Genomic DNA, 17,332 nt, shown 5'->3' with positions numbered 1-17,332 from the left:
TCACTGCGGCGAGTGTGCGCGCAGGCGCCGCGCAAGCCCGGCGCGCCCAGCGCCCGGAGACCGGCATGGTCGACGCCTCGATGATCGCGACGCAGACGGAGCGCGCGCACGCCCTCGCCGGCTGGCGCGAGCGGCTGCACGCAACGCTGCTCTACGCCTTCCTGTTCTATGTGCTGATCGGCGCGCAGCCCTTCGCCGATCCGAGCGCCGCCCAGCGCGTCGAGGGCAACGTGGTCGACCGCTTCGGCGTGCTCGCGCTGTTCGGGCTCGCGCTCATCGTGCTCTGGACCAACCGCCGCGCGATCCCCGGCATGATCCTGCCGGGCCTCGGGCTCGCGACGGTCGTCGGGATCTGCCTCGCGAGCGTGCTCTGGTCGGATTTCCCCGGCCTGACGGTGCGCCGCTCGCTGCTGCTGTTCTTCCTCACGACGATCGCGTTCGCCTGCGCCGCGGGCCTGCCGAGCCTCAGGCGGCTGCACACCGCCATGTTCGTCGCCTGCGCCGTGGTGATCGCGCTCAACATCGTCGGCACGGCGCTTTTGCCCGGGATCGCGATCACCGAGCTCGGCGTCCGCGGCATGTATTCGCAGAAGAACGTGGCCGGCATCGCCTCCATGGTCGCGGTGATCGTCACCGTCACCTGGATGCTCGGCGCGCGGCGGGGCCGCGACGTGGCGATCGGGCTCGCGGCGCTGATGCCCGCGCTGCTGTTCCTGATGCTGACGCGCAGCAAGACCTCGATCGCCCTCACCGCGCTCGCGCTCGCGATCATCGCGGCCTTCGCGCTTTCGGAGCGGCTCGGCGCGCGTTTCGTGCTGCTGCTGGTCGGCGCCGGGCTGTTCGGGCTGGTGGGCTTCCTGGTCCTGTTCGCGGCCTACGACTTCGACGTCTCGCAGTTCTCGGCGCTGTTCACCGGCGACGCCTCCTTCACCGGGCGCGACGAGCTCTGGGCCTTCGCGCTCGGCGCCGCGCAGGAGCGGCCGTGGCTCGGTCATGGGTACGGCGCGTTCTGGGACGTCGGCGCCGACAACGATCCGCTCAACCGCATCGATCCCGGCACTTGGCTCGGCGACGTCGAGGTCGGCACGATCAACCAGGCCCACAACGGCTATCTCGAACTCTGGCTGCACATCGGACTGCCGGCGACGGCGCTCGCGAGCCTCGTCGTCGTCGGGCACATGCTGAGGGGAACACGCTGGGCGGTCTCGACGCTCCCGCGCCCGGAGCGGGCCGCGGCCGGCGCCTTCGGGCTGATCCTGCTGATCTACCTGCTGCACAACCTCACCGAGGCGACGCTGTTCGTGCGGGGCATCCCCTTCTGCAACATCGCGATCTTGTGCATGGCGAGCCTGACGCGCGCCAGGTCTTTAGCGATTGCGAAGACGCCCGTCGGATGATGTAGCTGTGAACGTGACCGTCCGACCTGATCACCCCACGCGGCCCGCGCCGGCCGCCCCGCGCGAGCGGCGGCGCGCGCCATGACGCTGACGCCGAACGACCCGCCACGCACCCGCTTCCTCGGCGTCGACTACGATCCGCTGGAGATGGACGCGGTCGTGAGCCGGCTGTTGGAGCGTCCCGCCGAGGCGCCCTTCGCCGCGCTGGTCACGCCGAACTCCGCCCACGTGGTGCGGCTCGCCGAGGGCGACCCCGCGATCGGGCGCGCCTATTCCCAGGCGTGGCTCTGTGTCAACGACAGCCGGGTGGTCCACTTCCTGGCGAAGTCCCGGCGCGTGGAGCTCCCGGCGACCCCCGGCGCGGATCTGGTGATCGAGCTGCTCGGCGATCCGCGGTTCGACAAAAGCTCCCCGGTGCTGCTGGTCGGCGGCGACGCCGAAACGTTCGACGCTCTGGTGGCGAAAGCCGGCCTGACTTCCGCGCGGCATTTCGAGGCGCCCATGCGGCTGCTGTCGGACCGGGCCGCCTTCGACCAGACCGTGGCTTTCGTCGAATCCAACCCGTCGCGCTACGTTTTCCTCGCCGTCGGCTCGCCCCAGCAGGAGCTCCTCGCCGAGGAGCTGCGCCGCCGCGGCGAGGCGACGGGCGTCGGGCTCTGCATCGGCGCGGGCGTCGAGTTCCTCACCGGTCGCCGGAAGCGCGCGCCGGCCTGGCTGTCCCGCATAGGCATGGAGTGGCTCTTCCGCCTCGTCAGCGAGCCGCGCCGGCTGTGGCGCCGCTACCTGGTGGACAGCCCCCGGATTCTGCGACTCTATCTCAAGGAATTCACGCGCTGATCCACCGGGTCCGCATCGAATCCGGGCGCGCGCAGGCTCGGGCGTCGGCGCCCCCTCCCGATCGAGTACAGACCACCAGAGCATGACCGCCGATCTTTCGATCATCGTCTGCACCTACAGGCGCGCCGAGCCCCTGCGCCGCGCGCTCGACAGCGTCATCGCGCAGCGCGCGCCGGACGGCGTCCGCGTCGAGCTCATCGTGGTCGACAACAGCGACGACCGCTCCGCCGAGGCGATCGTCGCGGCCGAGGCGGCGCGGAGCCCGTTCCCGATCGTCTACATCGAGGCCCATCCGCCGAACATCTCGGTGGCGCGCAACGCCGGCGTCGCGGCCGCGACGGGTCCCGTCATCGCCTTCCTCGACGACGATCAGCAGGTCGACAGCGACTGGCTGGCGCAGGCGCTGCACGGCGTCGCGACCCATGACCACGACGTGCTGTTCGGCCCCGTGACGCCGGTGTTCGAGGCGCCGGAGCGCACCACGGCCGCGATCCGCGCGCTGTTCTCGCGCGGGCTCGCCGCGCCGGCGGGCGCGGAGCTGTTCGCCATGGGGCCGCGCAAGACGCCCGGCATCACGCTCGCGACCAACAACTCGTTCTTCCGCACCGCGGCGTTCCGCGACGCGCGTTTCGACGAGGCCTTCGGCAACGCCGGCGGCGAGGACTACGACCTGCTGTGCCAGCTTCAGGCGCGGGGGTTTCGCTTCGGATGGCTGCCGAGCGCGCGGGTGTCGGAGGAGGTGCCGGCGCGGCGCTGCGACGTCGGCTATCTCAGGCGCAGGCTCTACGCCGGAGGGCAGGCCTTCGCGGCGGCCGTCGCGCGGGCCTCGCCGTCGCCGTCCGCGGCGCGCTGGGCGATCCGCGCCAAGGCCGCGGTCCAGGCCGTCCTCATGGCGCTCGCGACGCCGGTCGCGGCCCTGCGCGGGCGCGAGGCCTGGACCGACCACGGCTTCCGCTTCGCCGGCGTGCTCGGCAAGCTGTCCTTCGGCCGCCTCTATCCGATCTACCGCCACGAGAACGACGGCGCGAAGCGGGCGCGGGGCTGAGCGCCGCTCAGGCCAGTCCGGCCCGGTCCTGACGCGCCGCCTCCGCCTCGACCCGGCGGTAGATGTCGAGCCGGCGGTCGAGCGACAGGTCGATGGTGGACTGGATCAGGCACGAGACGTGGTCCGGGCGGACGCCGCGCACGAAGGCGGCCTCGTCGGCCGGCCCCGTGAAGTCCCCGGTCCAGCGCGAGTGGCACAGCGAGCGCGGCTCGGGGTAAACGCCGGCCGCGTCGAACCCCGTCACCTTGTCGGCGTGCACCCCGTAGAGGACGTACTCCGCGAAGTGCGGCGTACGGGAGAGCGCGACCTGCCACGACACGCCCATGGTCGCCTCGATCCGCCGCGTCATCGCGACGAGCGCCGAGCGCCGCCACACCACCAGCGCGTCGATGTATTCGGCGTCGTAGAAGTCGCTCGGCGGCAGGCCAAGCAACCGCCCCGCAGCGGCGTGCCACAGCCTGTGGCCTTCGCTCGCGGCCGGCTCGGGGTCGCGGTAGAGCCGCACGCGGCCGTCGCGGGCGAGATGCCCGAGGGTCAGCGGGCGGATGAAGGCGTTGTCGCTGTCGACATGCACCACGATGTCCGTGGTCGCCGCGGCGGTGGCGGCGATCTTCATCATCTGCTGCGCGATCCAGCCGCGCACCGGCGGGCTGAACGGCGTGAGATAGACGTTGCGGCGCGGCAGCCGCAGCAGCCGCCGATAGCGCTGCGGCGGCATCGGCGCCTTGAAGAAGCCACGCGGCAGGAAGGCGTCCTCGGCCACGACGCGCCGGCGGCCGCCCGCGAGCGGCGCGAACAGCGGCATGTCTTTCTTCGGCACGATCAGCCAGTGCTCGATCGCCTCCGGCACGAAGCGATCGACGCTCTCGCACAGGGCGCGGCAGGCCTCGAAGTCGCCGCGGAACGAACAGGTGCTCAGTCGGGCGGAAAGCGGGGGCGGCTCGCTCATCCCGCCCAGTCCATCGGCGCGATCGGCGCAAAGCCCGACCGCACCGTCGCCGGCCGCTCGAACCGTTCGGGGTGCTGCAGCATCTCGGTGACCTCGGTGACGTGAACCGCGAAATCCTCGTCGAGCCGCGGATTGCGGCCGGACGCCACCGCGGAGGCGAGCTCCGCGACACCACGCATGAAGTCCATCGTCGGCTTGCCGCGGCCGCCGCGGAACGGCGTCGCGCGCACCGGGGCGACGCGGCTGGCGAACGCGCCGCCGAAGCGGCGCTCCATGAGCCGCCCGAAGCGCCCCTGCGCCGCCTTGCGAAGGCGCACAGGCGAAGCGTAGTCCCATGGCTCCTTCATTTCGAGGGTTCCGTCTTCGCCGATGATCCGCATGCGGTGGTCATAGGGCGCGACGATCGAGTTGGTGATCCGGGCCACCACGCCGCCGTCGAACTCGAGGCACCCGACCGAGAAGTCCGGCGCCGGGTGGGGCAGCGGCGGATCGGTGCGCTTGTCCGCGATCAGCAGCGACGAGAACGCCGTCACCCGCCTGACAGGGCCGAACATCGCCGCGAACACCGTGATCGCGTAGCCGGCGTGTTCGAAGGTGCAGCCGGTCTCGAACTCGCCCCGCGCGGGCCAGGCGCGCCCGCTGCGGCTGATCCAGCTCCGGTAGTCGGCGCGGTGGATCATGCCGTCGTCGAGCTCGGCGTAGGCCAGCACGACGCGCCCCACGTCGCCCCGGCGCACCGCCGACCACGCCGTCTGCGCGCTTTCGCCCAGTACGTTGCACGGCGCGGCCGAGAGCCGCACTCCGGCCTCGCGGGCCGCCGCGCGCATGCGCTCGGCCTCGGCGAGCGTCATGCCCAGCGGCTTCTCGGAATAGACGTGGCGGCCGGCGGCGATCGCCTGCGCGGTGACCTCGGCGTGGCTCTCGGGCGTCGTCAGGTTGACGACGAGCGCGCAGCTCCGGTCATCGAGCAGATCGTCCATCGAGCGGTAGGCGCGGTCGCCCCAGCACGACGAGAAGGCCGCGAGCCGCGCCGGATCATGGTCCCAGACGCCGGTGAGACGCAGCACGCCGTCATGCAGCCCGAGGCACTGGCGGTAATAGTCCGCCACGTAGCCGCAGCCGACGATCGCAATGCCCGTCGCTTCGCCTGTCGCCACCCGCTCCGCTCCCTGCCGCCCCGACGCCGCGGGAAGCATCCGCTCGCCGGGTTTCGGAAGGGCTAAGAGCCGGCGGGAAAACCGCTCCCGGGCGTCACGCCGCGGTCCAGCCGCCGTCCATGGACAGCACCGCGCCGGTGATGTTCGCGGCGGCGTCCGAGCACAGGAACAGCGCGAAGGCGGCGACCTGGTCGACCGTCACGAACTCCTTGGTCGGCTGGGCCGCGAGCAGCACGTCGCGCTTGACCTCTTCCTCCGTCATGCCCCGCGCCTTCATGGTGTCGGGTATCTGCGCCTCGACCAGCGGCGTCCAGACATAGCCCGGACAGATCGCGTTGACGGTGATCTTCGCCTGCGCGACCTCGAGCGCGGCCGACTTGGTGAAGCCGGCGATCCCGTGCTTCGCGGCGACATAGGCCGACTTGTAGGGCGAAGCCACCAGCGCGTGCGCCGAGGCGGTGTTGATGACCCGCCCCCAGCCCTTGCGCTTCATGCCGGGCAGCGCCGCCTTGGTGGCGTGGAAGGCCGACGACAGGTTGATCGCGATGATCTGATCCCACTTGTCGTCCGGGAACTCGTCGACCGGCGCCACATACTGGATGCCGGCGTTGTTGACGAGGATGTCGACCGCGCCGAAGCGCTCCTCCGCGCCGCGGATCATGCTGGCGATCTCGGCGGCCTTCAGCATGTCAGCGGGATCGTAGACGACCTCGACGCCGAACTCGTCGGCGACGCTCGCCCGCGTCGCCTCGATCGCGTCCTTGTCGCCGAGGCCGTTGATCACGACCTTGGCTCCGGAGGACGCGAACGCGCGCGCGATCGCAAGCCCGATTCCGCTGGTGGAGCCGGTGACGACCGCAGTCTTGCCCTCGAGCATGCTTCTGCCTCCCTGCGACGCCGCCGCGGCGCCGCGACCACAATTGGCGCAGGCCCGGCGGCTCCGCAACGGTCCGTCATACGTCGCGCGAACGTCGGCCAATCGTGCTAAGAGGAGCGCGCCGATGACCCATTCGCATTCCCACGCCGAGCCTTTCGCCGCGCCGGGCCACGACCATCGCGCCTGCGCGCAGGACGTGATCGCGCGCGCCGAGCGGCTGTGCGCGGCGCGCGGCGCGCGGCTGACCGACATGCGCCGCCGCGTGCTCGAGGCGCTGGCCGCGGACCACGCGCCGGCCGGGGCCTACGAGGTGATCGAGCGGGTGACGCGCGCCGGCGAGCGGGCCCCGGCCCCGATCACCGTCTACCGCGCGCTCGACTTCCTGCTGGCGCACGGGCTCGCTCACCGCATCGAGAGCCGCAACGCCTTCGTCGCCTGCAACCACGAGCACGGCGCGGGCGGCTCCGAGCCGGTCGTGTTCCTGATCTGCGAGCGCTGCGGCGCCGTGGGCGAGGCGTCGTCGCCCGCCTTCTCCGCCGCTCTCGACGCGCTGGCGCGGGCCGCCGGCTTCCACGCCCGCGCGCCCGTGATCGAGATCGCCGGCGACTGCGCGCACTGCCGGAGCGAGGCCGGCGCGAAGCCCGCCGTCCAGAACGAAGCCAAGACCGCCGCGTCCTGAGGACCTCCCGAGATGAACGCCCCCGCCGCCGCCGTCCCGGTCTCCTGCCCGTCCGCGCTCTCCGGACGGCGGGCGTCGCACGCGGTGCGCGTCGGCGAGGTCGCGGTCGGCGGCGGCGCGCCGGTCGTCGTGCAGTCGATGACCAACACCGACACCGCCGACATCGACGGCACCGTCGCCCAGGTCGCGGCGCTGACGCGCGCGGGTTCGGAGCTGGTGCGCATCACGGTCGACCGCGCGGAATCGGCCGCCGCCGTGCCGCACATCCGCGATCGGCTCGCCGCGCGCGGGATCACGACGCCGCTCGTCGGCGACTTCCACTACATCGGCCACACGTTGCTCTCGGAGCACCCGGCCTGCGCCGAGGCGCTGGCGAAGTACCGCATCAACCCCGGCAACGTCGGCTTCGGCGCCAAGAAGGACAAGCACTTCGCCCAGATCATCGAAATCGCGGCGCGGCACGACAAGCCGGTCCGCATCGGCGGCAACTGGGGCTCGCTCGACGGCGAGCTGATGACCGCGCTGATGGACGAGAACGCCGCCGCGGCCCAGCCGAAGGACGCGCGCGAGGTGACCCGCGAGGCGCTGATCCGCTCGGTGCTGCTCTCCGCCGCCCGCGCCGAGGAGCTGGGGCTCGGCCGCGACAGGATCATCCTGTCGGCGAAGGTTTCCGCGGTGCAGGACCTGATCGCGGTCTATCTCGAACTCGCGCGCCGCTCGTCCTACGCGCTCCATCTCGGCCTGACCGAGGCGGGCATGGGCTCGAAGGGCATCGTGGCCTCCTCGGCTGCGCTCGGCGTGCTGCTGCAGCAGGGCGTCGGCGACACGATCCGGATCTCGCTGACGCCCGAGCCCGGCGGCGACCGGACGCTCGAGGTCAAGGTCGCGCAGGAGATCCTGCAGACCATGGGCTTCCGCACCTTCGTGCCGCTGGTCGCCGCCTGCCCCGGCTGCGGCCGCACCACTTCGACGGTGTTTCAGGAGCTCGCCCAGGACGTGCAGGGCTACATCGTCGAGCGCATGCCGGAGTGGAAGACGCGCTATCCCGGCGCGGAGGCGCTGAACGTCGCGGTCATGGGCTGCATCGTGAACGGGCCGGGCGAATCCAAGCACGCCGACATCGGCATCTCGCTGCCCGGCACCGGCGAGATTCCGACCGCGCCGGTGTTCATCGACGGCAAGAAAGTCAAGACGCTCCGCGGCCCGAACCTCGTCGCCGAGTTCAAGGCGATCGTCGAGGACTACGTCGCCCGCCGCTTCGGCCAATCCGCCGGCGGCGCGCAGGACGCCGCGGAATAGACGTCCGCGCCTCTCAGGCGATCGTGACGATCACCGGCACATGGTCGGACGGGCGCTCCCAACCGCGGGCGTCGCGCAGCGTCTCGACCGAGGTGGCGCGGGCGGCGACGTCCGCGCTCGCCCAGATGTGGTCCAGCCGGCGGCCCTTGTCGGCAGCGTTCCAGTCCGCCGCCCGGTAGCTCCACCAGGAATAGAGCTTCTCGGGATAGGGAACGTGGGCGCGCACCGCGTCCACCCAGCGGCCGGCGAGGCGCATCGCGTCCATGCCCTCGGTCTCGATCGGGGTGTGGCTGACGACCTTGAGCAGTTGCTTGTGGCTCCAGACGTCGTCCGGATGCGGCGCGATGTTGAGGTCGCCGACGAGAATCCGGCCGCCGGTGTCGGCGATCCGCGCGGACCAGTCGGTCAGCTCCTTCAGGAACTGCAGCTTGTGCGCGAATTTCGGGTTGATGACCGGATCGGGCTCGTCGCCGCCGGCCGGCACATAGAAGTTGTGCAGCGTGACGCCCTCAAGCGGCCCGGCCGCGAAGGTGGTGGCGAGATGCCGGGCGTCGTCCTTGTCCGCCCAGCGCTCGCGCGCCGTCGTCACAAACGGCAGCCGCGAGAAGGTGGCGACGCCGTGGTAGCCCTTCTGCCCGTGCATCGCGACGTGCTCATAGCCGAGCTTGCGCACGTCGGAGAGCGGGAACTTGTCGTCCGGGCACTTGGTCTCCTGCAGGCACAGCACGTCCGGCGCATGCTCGCGTACGAGCTTCTCGACCAGCCCAATGCGCAGACGCACGGAGTTGATGTTCCAGGTGGCGATGCGGATGGGCATGGGGACAAGCGCCGGACAGCGGAGGAGAGAGCCGTCCGTTTAGGCGATCCGGGCCGTCAGCACGACAAAAAAAGGCGTCCGACCCCGGGGGAAAGGTCGGACGCCCGCGCTTGACGCGCTTTACACCGGCGCAGTTGGCCGGCGCCACGAGACCCCGCGAAAGGCGCGACGGGGGGAACGCGACCTGTGTCGCAGAAGCCTCGCTCAAGCACCGAAATGGCCCCGGAACAGGCTACCGTCAAGGGCACGTATGCGTGATATTACGGACCCGCGAAATCTTTTCATTCCGGGTTCATTTCGGCCCGCCGCGATTCACGCCCTGGCGGTTGATGCGGAAAATCCGCGGGTCCGGCTTGCGGCCGGTGTCGAGGTCGGAGAGTGCGACCGTCGTCTCCCCGCCCTGTGCGTCGGTCACGGTCCAGCTCTGGAGCTGGTAGTTCGGGCCGCCAAACATGAGCTGGAGCTGCGCCTTGCCCCCGATGGCGCGTTTCTCCTCCAGGATCACCGAGACGAGCTCCGGCTCCTGGAACACGCCGAGCACATTGGCGTCGGTCAGCAGGTTGATGCGGTCCTGCAGCAGGAAGCGCAGCGGCGTCTGGCTGAGGGGATAGAGGTCCTGCGTGTTCAGCTTGCTGTTGCGCACCGCGACCGAGTTGCCGTCGGCGATGATCTCGAGCGGGCTCGGCCGGTCGTACTGGAACCGGATCTTGCCGGGCTTGTCGACATAGACCGTGCCGGTGGTGCGGCGGCCGTCCGGCCCGACCTGCTCGAACTTCGCCACCAGCGTCTGGATCGCGTTGAAGTAGTCGTTGACGCGGGAGAGCGTCGCGCGCTGGGCGGCGTCGAGCCGGCCGACGGGAACCCCGCGATTGGCGGCGGCCGGCTGCGGATCGGACAGGCCGGGCGGCGGGAGCGCGTCCACCGGAGCCGCCTGCTGCTGCGCAAGCGCCGGCGCGGCGAAGGAGGCGGCGGCCAGAAGGGCGGCGAACAGGCGGGCTGTCATCGGCGAAGGGCACCTCGTCAGGGACGCGCTCCGGACCGCGCGCGTCGGCAAAGGATCGGGTCAGGCGTCGAGTCCGGGCTCCCGCCCGGCCGCGCCGACATGCCCGGCGATGTAGGGCGCGTTCGTGGCGTTTTGAGGTTTTGGAGCGCGGCCGCGCGCCTCTCGCCCTATCCCATAAGTATCACGTCCATTGAAGAGCCCGACGGCGGCCATAGAACTCGGCCGGTTTCGGCCGCGCCGGACGCGGGGCCGACATCAGCCATCGCGTCCTCGATCGAACCTGAATCTCCGGAGAACCCCTGAATGATGCGAACGACCCTCGCGCCCTGCGTCATCGCGCTTCTCGGCGCGGCCCTGCCCGCGCAGGCTCAGAACGCCGACTTCAATCTGACCTACCATGTCGAACGGACGCCGGCGGCCCAGCTCGACATCGAAGCGTGCGGCGACGCCGTCGTCCAGGCGGCCCGTCAGGCCGGCCTTCGCGCCGACGCCCAGAGCTTTCCGGGACAGCTCGTCACCGTCAGCGGCGGGCGCGAGAACGAGGGCGCGTTCGTGGCGCAATGCATCGCCGTCGGCGACACGACGGTCAGCGTCGTGCAGGGCATCGACTACAAGCAGCGCAAGGGCGCCCTGGGCGCCTTCGCCGATCAGGCGTTCGAAGCCGTGAAGGCCGCCGCGGACTGAGGCTCGTCCCGTCCCACCCGACGTGCGGGGCTACGCCGGCACGCTCCGCAGCGGAGCGGACCGGCGCGGCGTTCAAGGTTTCGGGCGATGTCGTAGCTGTCGCAGCATCCGCAGCGCGAGCACACCGGCTCGCCGTTTATGGTCGCTACTCATAGGGCATGTCACCGGAACAGTGCCGCGCCGCTCGCGCGTGGATAGGCATGTCGCAAGAGGAATTGGCGAAGGCCGCAAGCGTCGGCCTGTCGACCCTTCGCGACTTCGAGAAGGGGACGCGGACGCCGGTGACGAACAACCTCGCGGCCATTCGCGCGGTTCTGGAAGGCAAGGGCTTCGCGTTCTCCGAAAAGGGCGAGTCGACTCAGTCTCTTAGCTATACGGGTCGATAGTACGTAGAAAATGCTGGACCGAAGGGGGATCGAACCCCTACACTACCAGTGCAAACCCGGTGTGTGAGCTTCCAGCTCTCGGCCCCAATGTGCCGGCCGTCTCTTCGGCGACGACCGGCGGAAATGCGTGAGATCAGTCTTCAGGCTTTTTCATGTACCACCTGCCTTCCCGCCTAGCGGGGTTAGAGCGTTCTCGGTCAGATCAGATCATCACCCCTGTTGTCTGATCGAGAACTCGGAACTTCAGAGGGCTCCGATGCATCCGTGTCGGAGCCCTTGTTCGTATCTGGCAACATGTAGACCGGCCCGTCCTTGCGGAGCTGTTCTCGCTTCCACATGCGCCAAGCGATCGAGCCGACGGCCTCGGTTCTCACGTCCGGCCACCAGCGCCGTGCAACGCGTTGCACCATCTCTCTTGGTTCGAGACCAACACGCCCTTCGGCGCGCGCCTCCTTCAGGAGAGTCAAAATCATCTCCGGTACGGTAGGCGCTCCCTCTGGCTTCGTAGTTGCAGAGCGCGCCGGCGGCGTTGGGTCGCCGTGGCCAACCGAATGCCCTGCCTCACCGGAAATACGCGACAAAACGCGTTCCGCCACATCAAGCTCGGGCAGCTCGGCCTTCAATGACTGAAGCCGCTCGGTCAGCTCGGCGATCTCTCGCTCGACCTCGAACCTTCTGACTTTGATGAGAGCGACGGGCGACGTTTCCATCTCACCCTTATAGATTGATTCAAACGCTGTGTGAAGACCTGTGAAGGCATGTTCCAGGTTTTCCCCATCACAGGTGATGATGCCCACATATGTCGGTCAAAGCGGCGTGAGATATGGCGACATAAACATCTCTTTATGCGGAACGGCTTCGCTTTGGCAGCTGCTGCCTAATCCCGAGGTTTCGGACGCGCCGCTTCGCCGTCATTCTGGGCGCCGGGAGGCGTTCATGCTGCTTTCGCTGCGCATCGACTGGGACCGCGTCGAGGACCGCGACGCCTACCCGTTCAACCTGCCGGCGATCGCCGGCGTCGACGAGATCGACCTCGACGCGCCCGTCGTGATGTTCGTCGGCGCGAACGGCTCGGGCAAGTCCACGCTGATGGAGGCGATCGCGGCGCAAATCGGCTGCAATCCGGAGGGCGGCTCGCCGAACTTCCAGTTCAACGCCACGAACACGCTGTCAGACCTCCACAAGGCCATGCGGCTCCCCCGCCGCATCCGCCGCAACGCTCCGCGCTATTTCTATCGCGCCGACGCCTTCCACGCGCTCGCGACCGAAATCCGCCGGCTCGACGACGAACCTCGGGGCGGAGCTCCGATCAAGTCCTATTACGGCGGCGACGACCTTCACGAGATGTCCCATGGCCAGTCGGTGATGCGCCTGCTTCACCACCGCTTCCGCGCCGGCGGAATCTATCTGATGGACGAGCCGGAGGCCGCGCTCGCCCCGGAAACCCAGCTCGAGGTGATCACGCGGATCATCGCGCTGGTCCGCGACGGCGCCCGCTTCGTGATCGCCACCCATTCCCCGCTGCTGATGGCGATCCCCGGCGCCCTGATCTACGAGCTCGGTCCGGACGGACCCGTGCGGCGCGCCTACCACGAGCTCAACCATGTGAGGCTCTACAAGCGGTTTCTGGGCGATCCGGGCTCGGTGATTTCGAGGCTGACGGAGGACGAGTAGGGCAGCTAAGGATGCGGCCGCGCCAACCTCCGCCCTCGTCCTCCGGCTCGACCGGAGGCCCCATCGGCGAGGCCAAGCTCGACGCCGGGCATGGGTGCTCCGGTCAAGCCGGACCACGACGCGGCAGGCGTAGGGATGATGGCGAAGGCTCTGTGGACGCGCCGGCGGGCGGCGCAGGCCGCCGTTCAGGCGGCGTCGTCGTCGCGGTCGGCGCCTTCCAGCAGGATCTCGCGCTTGCCGGCGTGGTTGGCGGGGCCGACCACGCCCTCCTTCTCCATCCGCTCCACCAGCGAGGCGGCGCGGTTGTAGCCGATCTGCAGCCGGCGCTGGATGTAGGAGGTCGAGCACTTCTTGTCGCGCAGCACCACGGCGACCGCCTGATCGTAGACGTCCGCGCTCTCGTCGCCGAACGCGCCCTTGTCGAACACCGCGCCGTCCTCGCCCGAAGAGTCCTCGTCGTCCTCGGCCAGCACCGCGTCGAGATAGTCCGGCTGCCCCTGCGCCTTCAGATGCGCGACGATGTCCTCGACCTCCCCGTCCGAGCAGAACGGGCCGTGGACGCGGCTGATGCGGCCGCCGCCGGCCATGTGCAGCATGTCGCCCTGGCCCAGAAGCTGCTCCGCGCCCATCTCGCCGAGGATCGTGCGGCTGTCGATCTTGCTGGTGACCTGGAAGGAGATCCGGGTCGGGAAGTTCGCCTTGATCGTGCCGGTGATCACGTCGACCGAGGGGCGCTGCGTCGCCATGACGATGTGGATGCCGGCGGCGCGCGCCATCTGCGCCAGGCGCTGGATCGCGCCCTCGATCTCTTTCCCCGCGACCATCATCAGATCGGCCATCTCGTCGACGATGACGACGATGTAGGGCAGCTTCCCGATCTCCATCACCTCCTGCTCGTAGATCGCCTCGCCGGTCTCCTTGTCGAAGCCGGTCTGGACCGTGCGGGTGATGGCCTCGCCCTTGGCGAGGGCCTGCTCGGCGCGGGCATTGAAGCCGTCGATGTTGCGGACGCCGAGCTTGGACATCTTGCGGTAGCGGTCCTCCATCTCCCGGACCGCCCATTTCAGCGCGACCACCGCCTTCTTCGGGTCGGTGACGACGGGCGTCAGCAGATGGGGGATGCCGTCATAGATCGACAGCTCCAGCATCTTGGGGTCGATCATGATCAGGCGGCACTCCTCCGGCTTCAGCCGGTAGAGCAGCGACAGGATCATGGTGTTGATGGCGACCGACTTGCCCGAACCGGTGGTGCCGGCGATGAGCAGGTGCGGCATGCGCGCGAGCTCGGCGATCACCGGCTCGCCGCCGATGGTCTTTCCGAGGCAGAGCGGCAGCCGCATCTTGGCCTTCTCGAAGTCGGCCGAGGCCAGCAGCTCGCGCAGGTACACGGTCTCGCGGCGCGCGTTCGGCAGCTCGATGCCGATGGCGTTGCGGCCGGGGATGACGGCGACGCGGGCCGCGACCGCGCTCATGGAGCGGGCGATGTCGTCGGCGAGGCCGATGACGCGGCTCGACTTGATGCCTGGCGCCGGCTCGAGCTCGTAGAGCGTGACCACCGGGCCGGGCTTCACATTGATGATCTGGCCGCGGACGCCGTAGTCCTGAAGCACCTCCTCCAGCATGCGCGCGTTCTGCTCCAGCGCCTCCGGGCTGACCTGCGGCGCGACGCCCTTCTTCGGCTCCGCGAGCAGCGTGAGCGGCGGCAGCTCGTAGCCGTCGCGGTCGAGCAGCGAGGGCTGCGCCTCGCGGGCGAGACGGCGGCCGGGCCTGGGGGCCGTCGGCGCCGGAGCGACGCGGCCGGCCGGCCGTTCCGCGACAAGCTGCTGCGGCGCGCCGCCGAGCACGCCGGGGCCGAGCGCAGGCTCGCGGCGCGGACGTTCTCCGGTCCCCGCGCCCGCGAAAGCGGGCTCGCGGCGCGCCGGGATCGGGCCGTCGCCGTCGTCCTCCGCCGCGCGGGCGAGGATGCGCGACAGCGCGCGCTCGTCGTCGGCGTCGTCCGACGAGCGGCGCGCGAAGGTCCGGCCGACCGCGGCCTTGGCCGAGAGCGCCCAATGCGTCAGCAGGCCGAGCGAGATAAGACGGCGATCGTCGTCCTCCTCGTCGTCGTCACCTGCGTCGTCGCGTTCGGCCGTCACGGGCGGGGCCTGGCGGCGCGGATCGCGCGACATCACCGGCTCGGCGCGTTCGAACGCGCCCTGCTTGGCGACGCGGCGGGCGGCGTCCGGCGCCGGCAGGTCGTCGTCTTCGCGCGGCGCGAGCAGGCCGATCGCGACCGCGAAGGTCCCGGCGCCCGCAAGCGCCAGCACCCCGGCCGCGGCCCAGCGGCCGACGCCGGCGGTCACGCCCAGGGAATCCGCGGCGAGCGCGAACAGGTCGCCGAGCACGCCGCCGAGGCCGGCCGGCAGCGGCCAGCCCGCGGTGGTCGGCATCAGGCCGCAGAAGCCGGCGAGCAGCATGGCCGCGACCGGCCAGGCCGCGAGCTTCAGCCGCTCGCGGGCGATGGCGCGGTGGGTGAGAAGCCGCCAGCCCCAGATCGCGACCGGCAGCACGAAGGCCGCGGCGGCGAGGCCGAACAATTGCGTCAGCAGGTCGGCGACGACGGCGCCGGCCGGTCCGAGGGCGTTGTGAACCGGGGCGTCGGTGGCGTGGCTGAGGCTGGGATCGAGCGCCGACCAGGTGGCGAGCGCGACCGCCGCCAGAGCGCCGAGGGCGACCAGCAGGAGGCCGCCGAGTTCGGTCGCCCGCCGCAGCAGCGTCTCGCGCAGGCTCTCGGGCAGCATTGCGACCGGCTGGAAGCCGCGCGGACGGGTCGTCCTCAGCGTCCGCATCGTCACCGCGGCCTCCGGCCGCCGACGACGAGCGACGCGATCGCGCGGGCGGCCCGGACCGCCGCGTCACCGTTCCCGCTTCGCACCGGCATGAACGACGCAACCCTCATGAACGCTCGACCGACAAGGCGTCGATCGTTTCCCCAAAGGTTAAGAGCGGAGGGTTAAGGGGGCCTTACCCGCAACGCAGAAAAGGCGCGCGGCGGGGGCCGGCGGCCCCGCGGGAACGCAGGCCAAGCCCTTGCGCGCTCCCGGAAAAAGCGAAGGCCCCGGCGAACCGGGGCCTTGCCAGTCGTTAAAGCGGGAGGTCCGCTCAGCTGTGGTAGGCGCGCTCGCCGTGCGAGATCAGGTCGAGACCCTCGCGCTCCTCGTCGACCGTGACGCGCAGACCGATGAGCACGTCGACGATCTTGTAGAGGATGAAGCTGCCGACGCCGGTCCAGACGATCGTCACGGCGACCGCCTTGATCTGCGTGACCACCTGGCCGGCCATCGTGTAGTCGTCGACGCCGACGCCGCCGAGGGCCGGGGCCACCACGATGCCGGTGCCGATCGCGCCGACGATGCCGCCCACGCCGTGGATGCCGAACACGTCCAGGCTGTCGTCATAGCCGAGGGCGTTCTTCACGCTCGTGCAGAAGATGAAGCACACGATCGCGGCGACGGCGCCGAGCACCAGCGCGCCCATCGGGCCGGAGACGCCGGCCGCTGGGGTGATGGCGACGAGGCCGGCGACGATGCCCGAGGCGAGACCCAGCATGCTGGGCTTACCCTTGGCCGCCCACTCGACGAACATCCAGGCGAGGCCCGCGCCGGCGGTGGCGACGAAGGTGTTCAGCACGGCGAGCGTGGTGCCCGCGTTCGACTCGAGGTTGGAGCCGGCGTTGAAGCCGAACCAGCCGACCCACAGCATGCCGGCGCCGATCAGCGTCAGCGGCAGCGAGTGCGGAGCGATGATCTCCTTGCCGTAGCCGGTGCGCTTGCCGATGACGAGCGCGCCGACGAGCGCGGCGACGCCCGAGTTGATGTGCACGACCGTGCCGCCGGCGAAGTCGAGCGCGCCCCAGCCGAAGATCATGCCGTTCGACGCCCACACCATGTGCGCGATCGGATAGTAGCAGAAGGTGACCCAGAGCACCGAGAACAGCAGCACCGCCGAGAACTTGATGCGCTCGGCGAAGGCGCCGACGATCAGGGCCGGGGTGATGGCCGCGAAGGTCATCTGGAAGGCGATGAAGATGTACTCGGGGATCTTCACGCCGTCGGAGAACGTGTCCGCGAGCGACTCGGACGTCACGCCGGCGAGGAAGACCTTGCCGAAGTCGCCGATGAAGGCGTTGCCGCCGCTGAACGCGAGGCTGTAGCCGTAGACGATCCACACCACCATCATCAGGCAGGCGATGGCGGAGACCTGCATCAGCACCGACAGCATGTTCTTGGCGCGGACGAGGCCGCCGTAGAACAGCGCGAGGCCGGGGATCGTCATGAACAGGACGAGCACGGACGAGACCATCATCCAGGCGACGTCGCCCTTGTCGACCGTGGGCGCCGGCGCGGCGGCCTCGGCGGCAGGCGCCGCGGCGTCCTGCGCATAGGCCGCGACGGCCATCATCAATCCGGCGGTCAGCGCCGGCGCTCCCCAGCGGAGCACGGAACCGAGTTTCATCGAGCAAACTCCCGAAGACATCGTGAAAGGATTA

General features: G+C 70.2%; 16 protein-coding genes. 8 read left to right on the top strand and 8 right to left on the bottom strand.

From position 1 onward, the window contains the following. Nucleotides 1-65: 65 nt before the first annotated feature. The 3 genes from ACFSCV_RS17665 to ACFSCV_RS17655 all read left to right on the top strand — a co-directional run bounded on the left by ACFSCV_RS17665 (nucleotide 66) and on the right by ACFSCV_RS17655 (nucleotide 3,279). Nucleotides 66-1,397 carry an O-antigen ligase family protein gene (locus tag ACFSCV_RS17665; RefSeq protein ID WP_378800896.1) on the top strand — a complete coding sequence of 444 codons (1,332 nt, stop codon included), beginning with the start codon at nucleotides 66-68 and terminating at the stop codon, nucleotides 1,395-1,397. Nucleotides 1,398-1,478: 81 nt separating this feature from the next. Continuing rightward, the gene (locus ACFSCV_RS17660; RefSeq protein ID WP_378800895.1) at nucleotides 1,479-2,234 is read left to right on the top strand and encodes a WecB/TagA/CpsF family glycosyltransferase; all 756 of its coding nucleotides are present in this window, start codon (nucleotides 1,479-1,481) and stop codon (nucleotides 2,232-2,234) included. Nucleotides 2,235-2,316: 82 nt separating this feature from the next. Beyond that, nucleotides 2,317-3,279, top strand: coding sequence for a glycosyltransferase family 2 protein (locus ACFSCV_RS17655; protein ID WP_378800894.1), 963 nt, complete (start codon nucleotides 2,317-2,319; stop codon nucleotides 3,277-3,279). Nucleotides 3,280-3,286: 7 nt separating this feature from the next. Here ACFSCV_RS17655 and ACFSCV_RS17650 read toward each other — a convergent pair whose 3' ends face one another. The 3 genes from ACFSCV_RS17650 to ACFSCV_RS17640 form a co-directional block, all read right to left on the bottom strand. Next, complete coding sequence (locus tag ACFSCV_RS17650) at nucleotides 3,287-4,228, bottom strand: DUF6492 family protein (protein ID WP_378800893.1); 942 nt, start codon at nucleotides 4,226-4,228, stop codon at nucleotides 3,287-3,289. Further along, nucleotides 4,225-5,385 carry a Gfo/Idh/MocA family protein gene (locus ACFSCV_RS17645; RefSeq protein WP_378800892.1) on the bottom strand — a complete coding sequence of 387 codons (1,161 nt, stop codon included), beginning with the start codon at nucleotides 5,383-5,385 and terminating at the stop codon, nucleotides 4,225-4,227. The genes ACFSCV_RS17650 and ACFSCV_RS17645 overlap by 4 nt, the downstream gene beginning before the upstream one ends. A gap of 94 nt (nucleotides 5,386-5,479) precedes the next feature. Further along, nucleotides 5,480-6,262 carry a 3-hydroxybutyrate dehydrogenase gene (locus ACFSCV_RS17640; RefSeq protein ID WP_378800891.1) on the bottom strand — a complete coding sequence of 261 codons (783 nt, stop codon included), beginning with the start codon at nucleotides 6,260-6,262 and terminating at the stop codon, nucleotides 5,480-5,482. A gap of 124 nt (nucleotides 6,263-6,386) precedes the next feature. On the opposite strand from ACFSCV_RS17640, the gene ACFSCV_RS17635 reads away from it, so the two are divergent. Both ACFSCV_RS17635 and ispG read left to right on the top strand, forming a co-directional pair. Next, nucleotides 6,387-6,941: a Fur family transcriptional regulator gene (locus ACFSCV_RS17635; RefSeq protein ID WP_378800890.1), complete on the top strand. Its 555-nt coding sequence runs from the start codon at nucleotides 6,387-6,389 to the stop codon at nucleotides 6,939-6,941. Nucleotides 6,942-6,953: 12 nt separating this feature from the next. Beyond that, entirely contained in the window at nucleotides 6,954-8,240 is a 1,287-nt protein-coding gene (gene ispG, locus ACFSCV_RS17630) for a flavodoxin-dependent (E)-4-hydroxy-3-methylbut-2-enyl-diphosphate synthase (RefSeq protein WP_378800888.1), read from the top strand. A gap of 13 nt (nucleotides 8,241-8,253) precedes the next feature. Here the strand turns inward: ispG and ACFSCV_RS17625 are convergent, their stop codons facing one another. Together ACFSCV_RS17625 and ACFSCV_RS17620 are read right to left on the bottom strand one after the other, a co-directional pair. Further along, nucleotides 8,254-9,057: an exodeoxyribonuclease III gene (locus ACFSCV_RS17625; RefSeq protein WP_378800887.1), complete on the bottom strand. Its 804-nt coding sequence runs from the start codon at nucleotides 9,055-9,057 to the stop codon at nucleotides 8,254-8,256. 292 nt (nucleotides 9,058-9,349) lie between these two features. Further along, complete coding sequence (locus ACFSCV_RS17620) at nucleotides 9,350-10,060, bottom strand: outer-membrane lipoprotein carrier protein LolA (RefSeq protein WP_378800886.1); 711 nt, start codon at nucleotides 10,058-10,060, stop codon at nucleotides 9,350-9,352. Between the two features lie 303 nt (nucleotides 10,061-10,363). Between ACFSCV_RS17620 and ACFSCV_RS17615 the strand changes: the two genes are divergently transcribed. Further along, nucleotides 10,364-10,744 carry a DUF6180 family protein gene (locus ACFSCV_RS17615; protein WP_378800885.1) on the top strand — a complete coding sequence of 127 codons (381 nt, stop codon included), beginning with the start codon at nucleotides 10,364-10,366 and terminating at the stop codon, nucleotides 10,742-10,744. Nucleotides 10,745-10,902: 158 nt separating this feature from the next. Then, nucleotides 10,903-11,130, top strand: coding sequence for a helix-turn-helix domain-containing protein (locus tag ACFSCV_RS17610; protein ID WP_378800884.1), 228 nt, complete (start codon nucleotides 10,903-10,905; stop codon nucleotides 11,128-11,130). Nucleotides 11,131-11,327: 197 nt separating this feature from the next. Here the strand turns inward: ACFSCV_RS17610 and ACFSCV_RS17605 are convergent, their stop codons facing one another. Then, on the bottom strand, nucleotides 11,328-11,927 hold the full coding sequence (locus ACFSCV_RS17605) for a hypothetical protein (protein ID WP_378800883.1): 600 nt from the start codon (nucleotides 11,925-11,927) through the stop codon (nucleotides 11,328-11,330). 139 nt (nucleotides 11,928-12,066) lie between these two features. On the opposite strand from ACFSCV_RS17605, the gene ACFSCV_RS17600 reads away from it, so the two are divergent. Next, nucleotides 12,067-12,804, top strand: a complete 738-nt coding sequence (locus ACFSCV_RS17600; protein WP_378800882.1) for an AAA family ATPase — start codon at nucleotides 12,067-12,069, stop codon at nucleotides 12,802-12,804. 185 nt (nucleotides 12,805-12,989) lie between these two features. Here ACFSCV_RS17600 and ACFSCV_RS17595 read toward each other — a convergent pair whose 3' ends face one another. Both ACFSCV_RS17595 and ACFSCV_RS17590 read right to left on the bottom strand, forming a co-directional pair. Beyond that, nucleotides 12,990-15,632: a DNA translocase FtsK gene (locus ACFSCV_RS17595; protein ID WP_378800927.1), complete on the bottom strand. Its 2,643-nt coding sequence runs from the start codon at nucleotides 15,630-15,632 to the stop codon at nucleotides 12,990-12,992. Nucleotides 15,633-15,945: 313 nt separating this feature from the next. After that, a complete protein-coding gene (locus ACFSCV_RS17590) occupies nucleotides 15,946-17,298 on the bottom strand; it encodes an ammonium transporter (protein ID WP_378800881.1) in 1,353 nt (450 codons plus the stop codon). Nucleotides 17,299-17,332 lie beyond the last annotated feature (34 nt).

Origin of the sequence: Methylopila henanensis (assembly GCF_042681025.1) — a bacterium.
GTDB lineage: Bacteria > Pseudomonadota > Alphaproteobacteria > Rhizobiales > Methylopilaceae > Methylopila > Methylopila henanensis.
Note: the sequence above shows the minus strand (reverse complement) of the source record. Positions and strands in the feature narration are given on the sequence as shown.

Bases quoted from the DNA above. Each gene is read 5' to 3' on its own strand.
- ACFSCV_RS17665 (WP_378800896.1), top strand. From the start codon at position 66: ATGGTCGACGCCTCGATGATCGCGACGCAGACGGAGCGCGCGCACGCC.
- ACFSCV_RS17660 (WP_378800895.1), top strand. From the start codon at position 1,479: ATGACGCTGACGCCGAACGACCCGCCACGCACCCGCTTCCTCGGCGTC.
- ACFSCV_RS17655 (WP_378800894.1), top strand. From the start codon at position 2,317: ATGACCGCCGATCTTTCGATCATCGTCTGCACCTACAGGCGCGCCGAG.
- ACFSCV_RS17650 (WP_378800893.1), bottom strand. From the start codon at position 4,228: ATGAGCGAGCCGCCCCCGCTTTCCGCCCGACTGAGCACCTGTTCGTTC.
- ACFSCV_RS17640 (WP_378800891.1), bottom strand. From the start codon at position 6,262: ATGCTCGAGGGCAAGACTGCGGTCGTCACCGGCTCCACCAGCGGAATC.
- ACFSCV_RS17635 (WP_378800890.1), top strand. From the start codon at position 6,387: ATGACCCATTCGCATTCCCACGCCGAGCCTTTCGCCGCGCCGGGCCAC.
- ispG (WP_378800888.1), top strand. From the start codon at position 6,954: ATGAACGCCCCCGCCGCCGCCGTCCCGGTCTCCTGCCCGTCCGCGCTC.
- ACFSCV_RS17625 (WP_378800887.1), bottom strand. From the start codon at position 9,057: ATGCCCATCCGCATCGCCACCTGGAACATCAACTCCGTGCGTCTGCGC.
- ACFSCV_RS17620 (WP_378800886.1), bottom strand. From the start codon at position 10,060: ATGACAGCCCGCCTGTTCGCCGCCCTTCTGGCCGCCGCCTCCTTCGCC.
- ACFSCV_RS17615 (WP_378800885.1), top strand. From the start codon at position 10,364: ATGATGCGAACGACCCTCGCGCCCTGCGTCATCGCGCTTCTCGGCGCG.
- ACFSCV_RS17610 (WP_378800884.1), top strand. From the start codon at position 10,903: ATGTCACCGGAACAGTGCCGCGCCGCTCGCGCGTGGATAGGCATGTCG.
- ACFSCV_RS17600 (WP_378800882.1), top strand. From the start codon at position 12,067: ATGCTGCTTTCGCTGCGCATCGACTGGGACCGCGTCGAGGACCGCGAC.
- ACFSCV_RS17595 (WP_378800927.1), bottom strand. From the start codon at position 15,632: ATGCGGACGCTGAGGACGACCCGTCCGCGCGGCTTCCAGCCGGTCGCA.
- ACFSCV_RS17590 (WP_378800881.1), bottom strand. From the start codon at position 17,298: ATGAAACTCGGTTCCGTGCTCCGCTGGGGAGCGCCGGCGCTGACCGCC.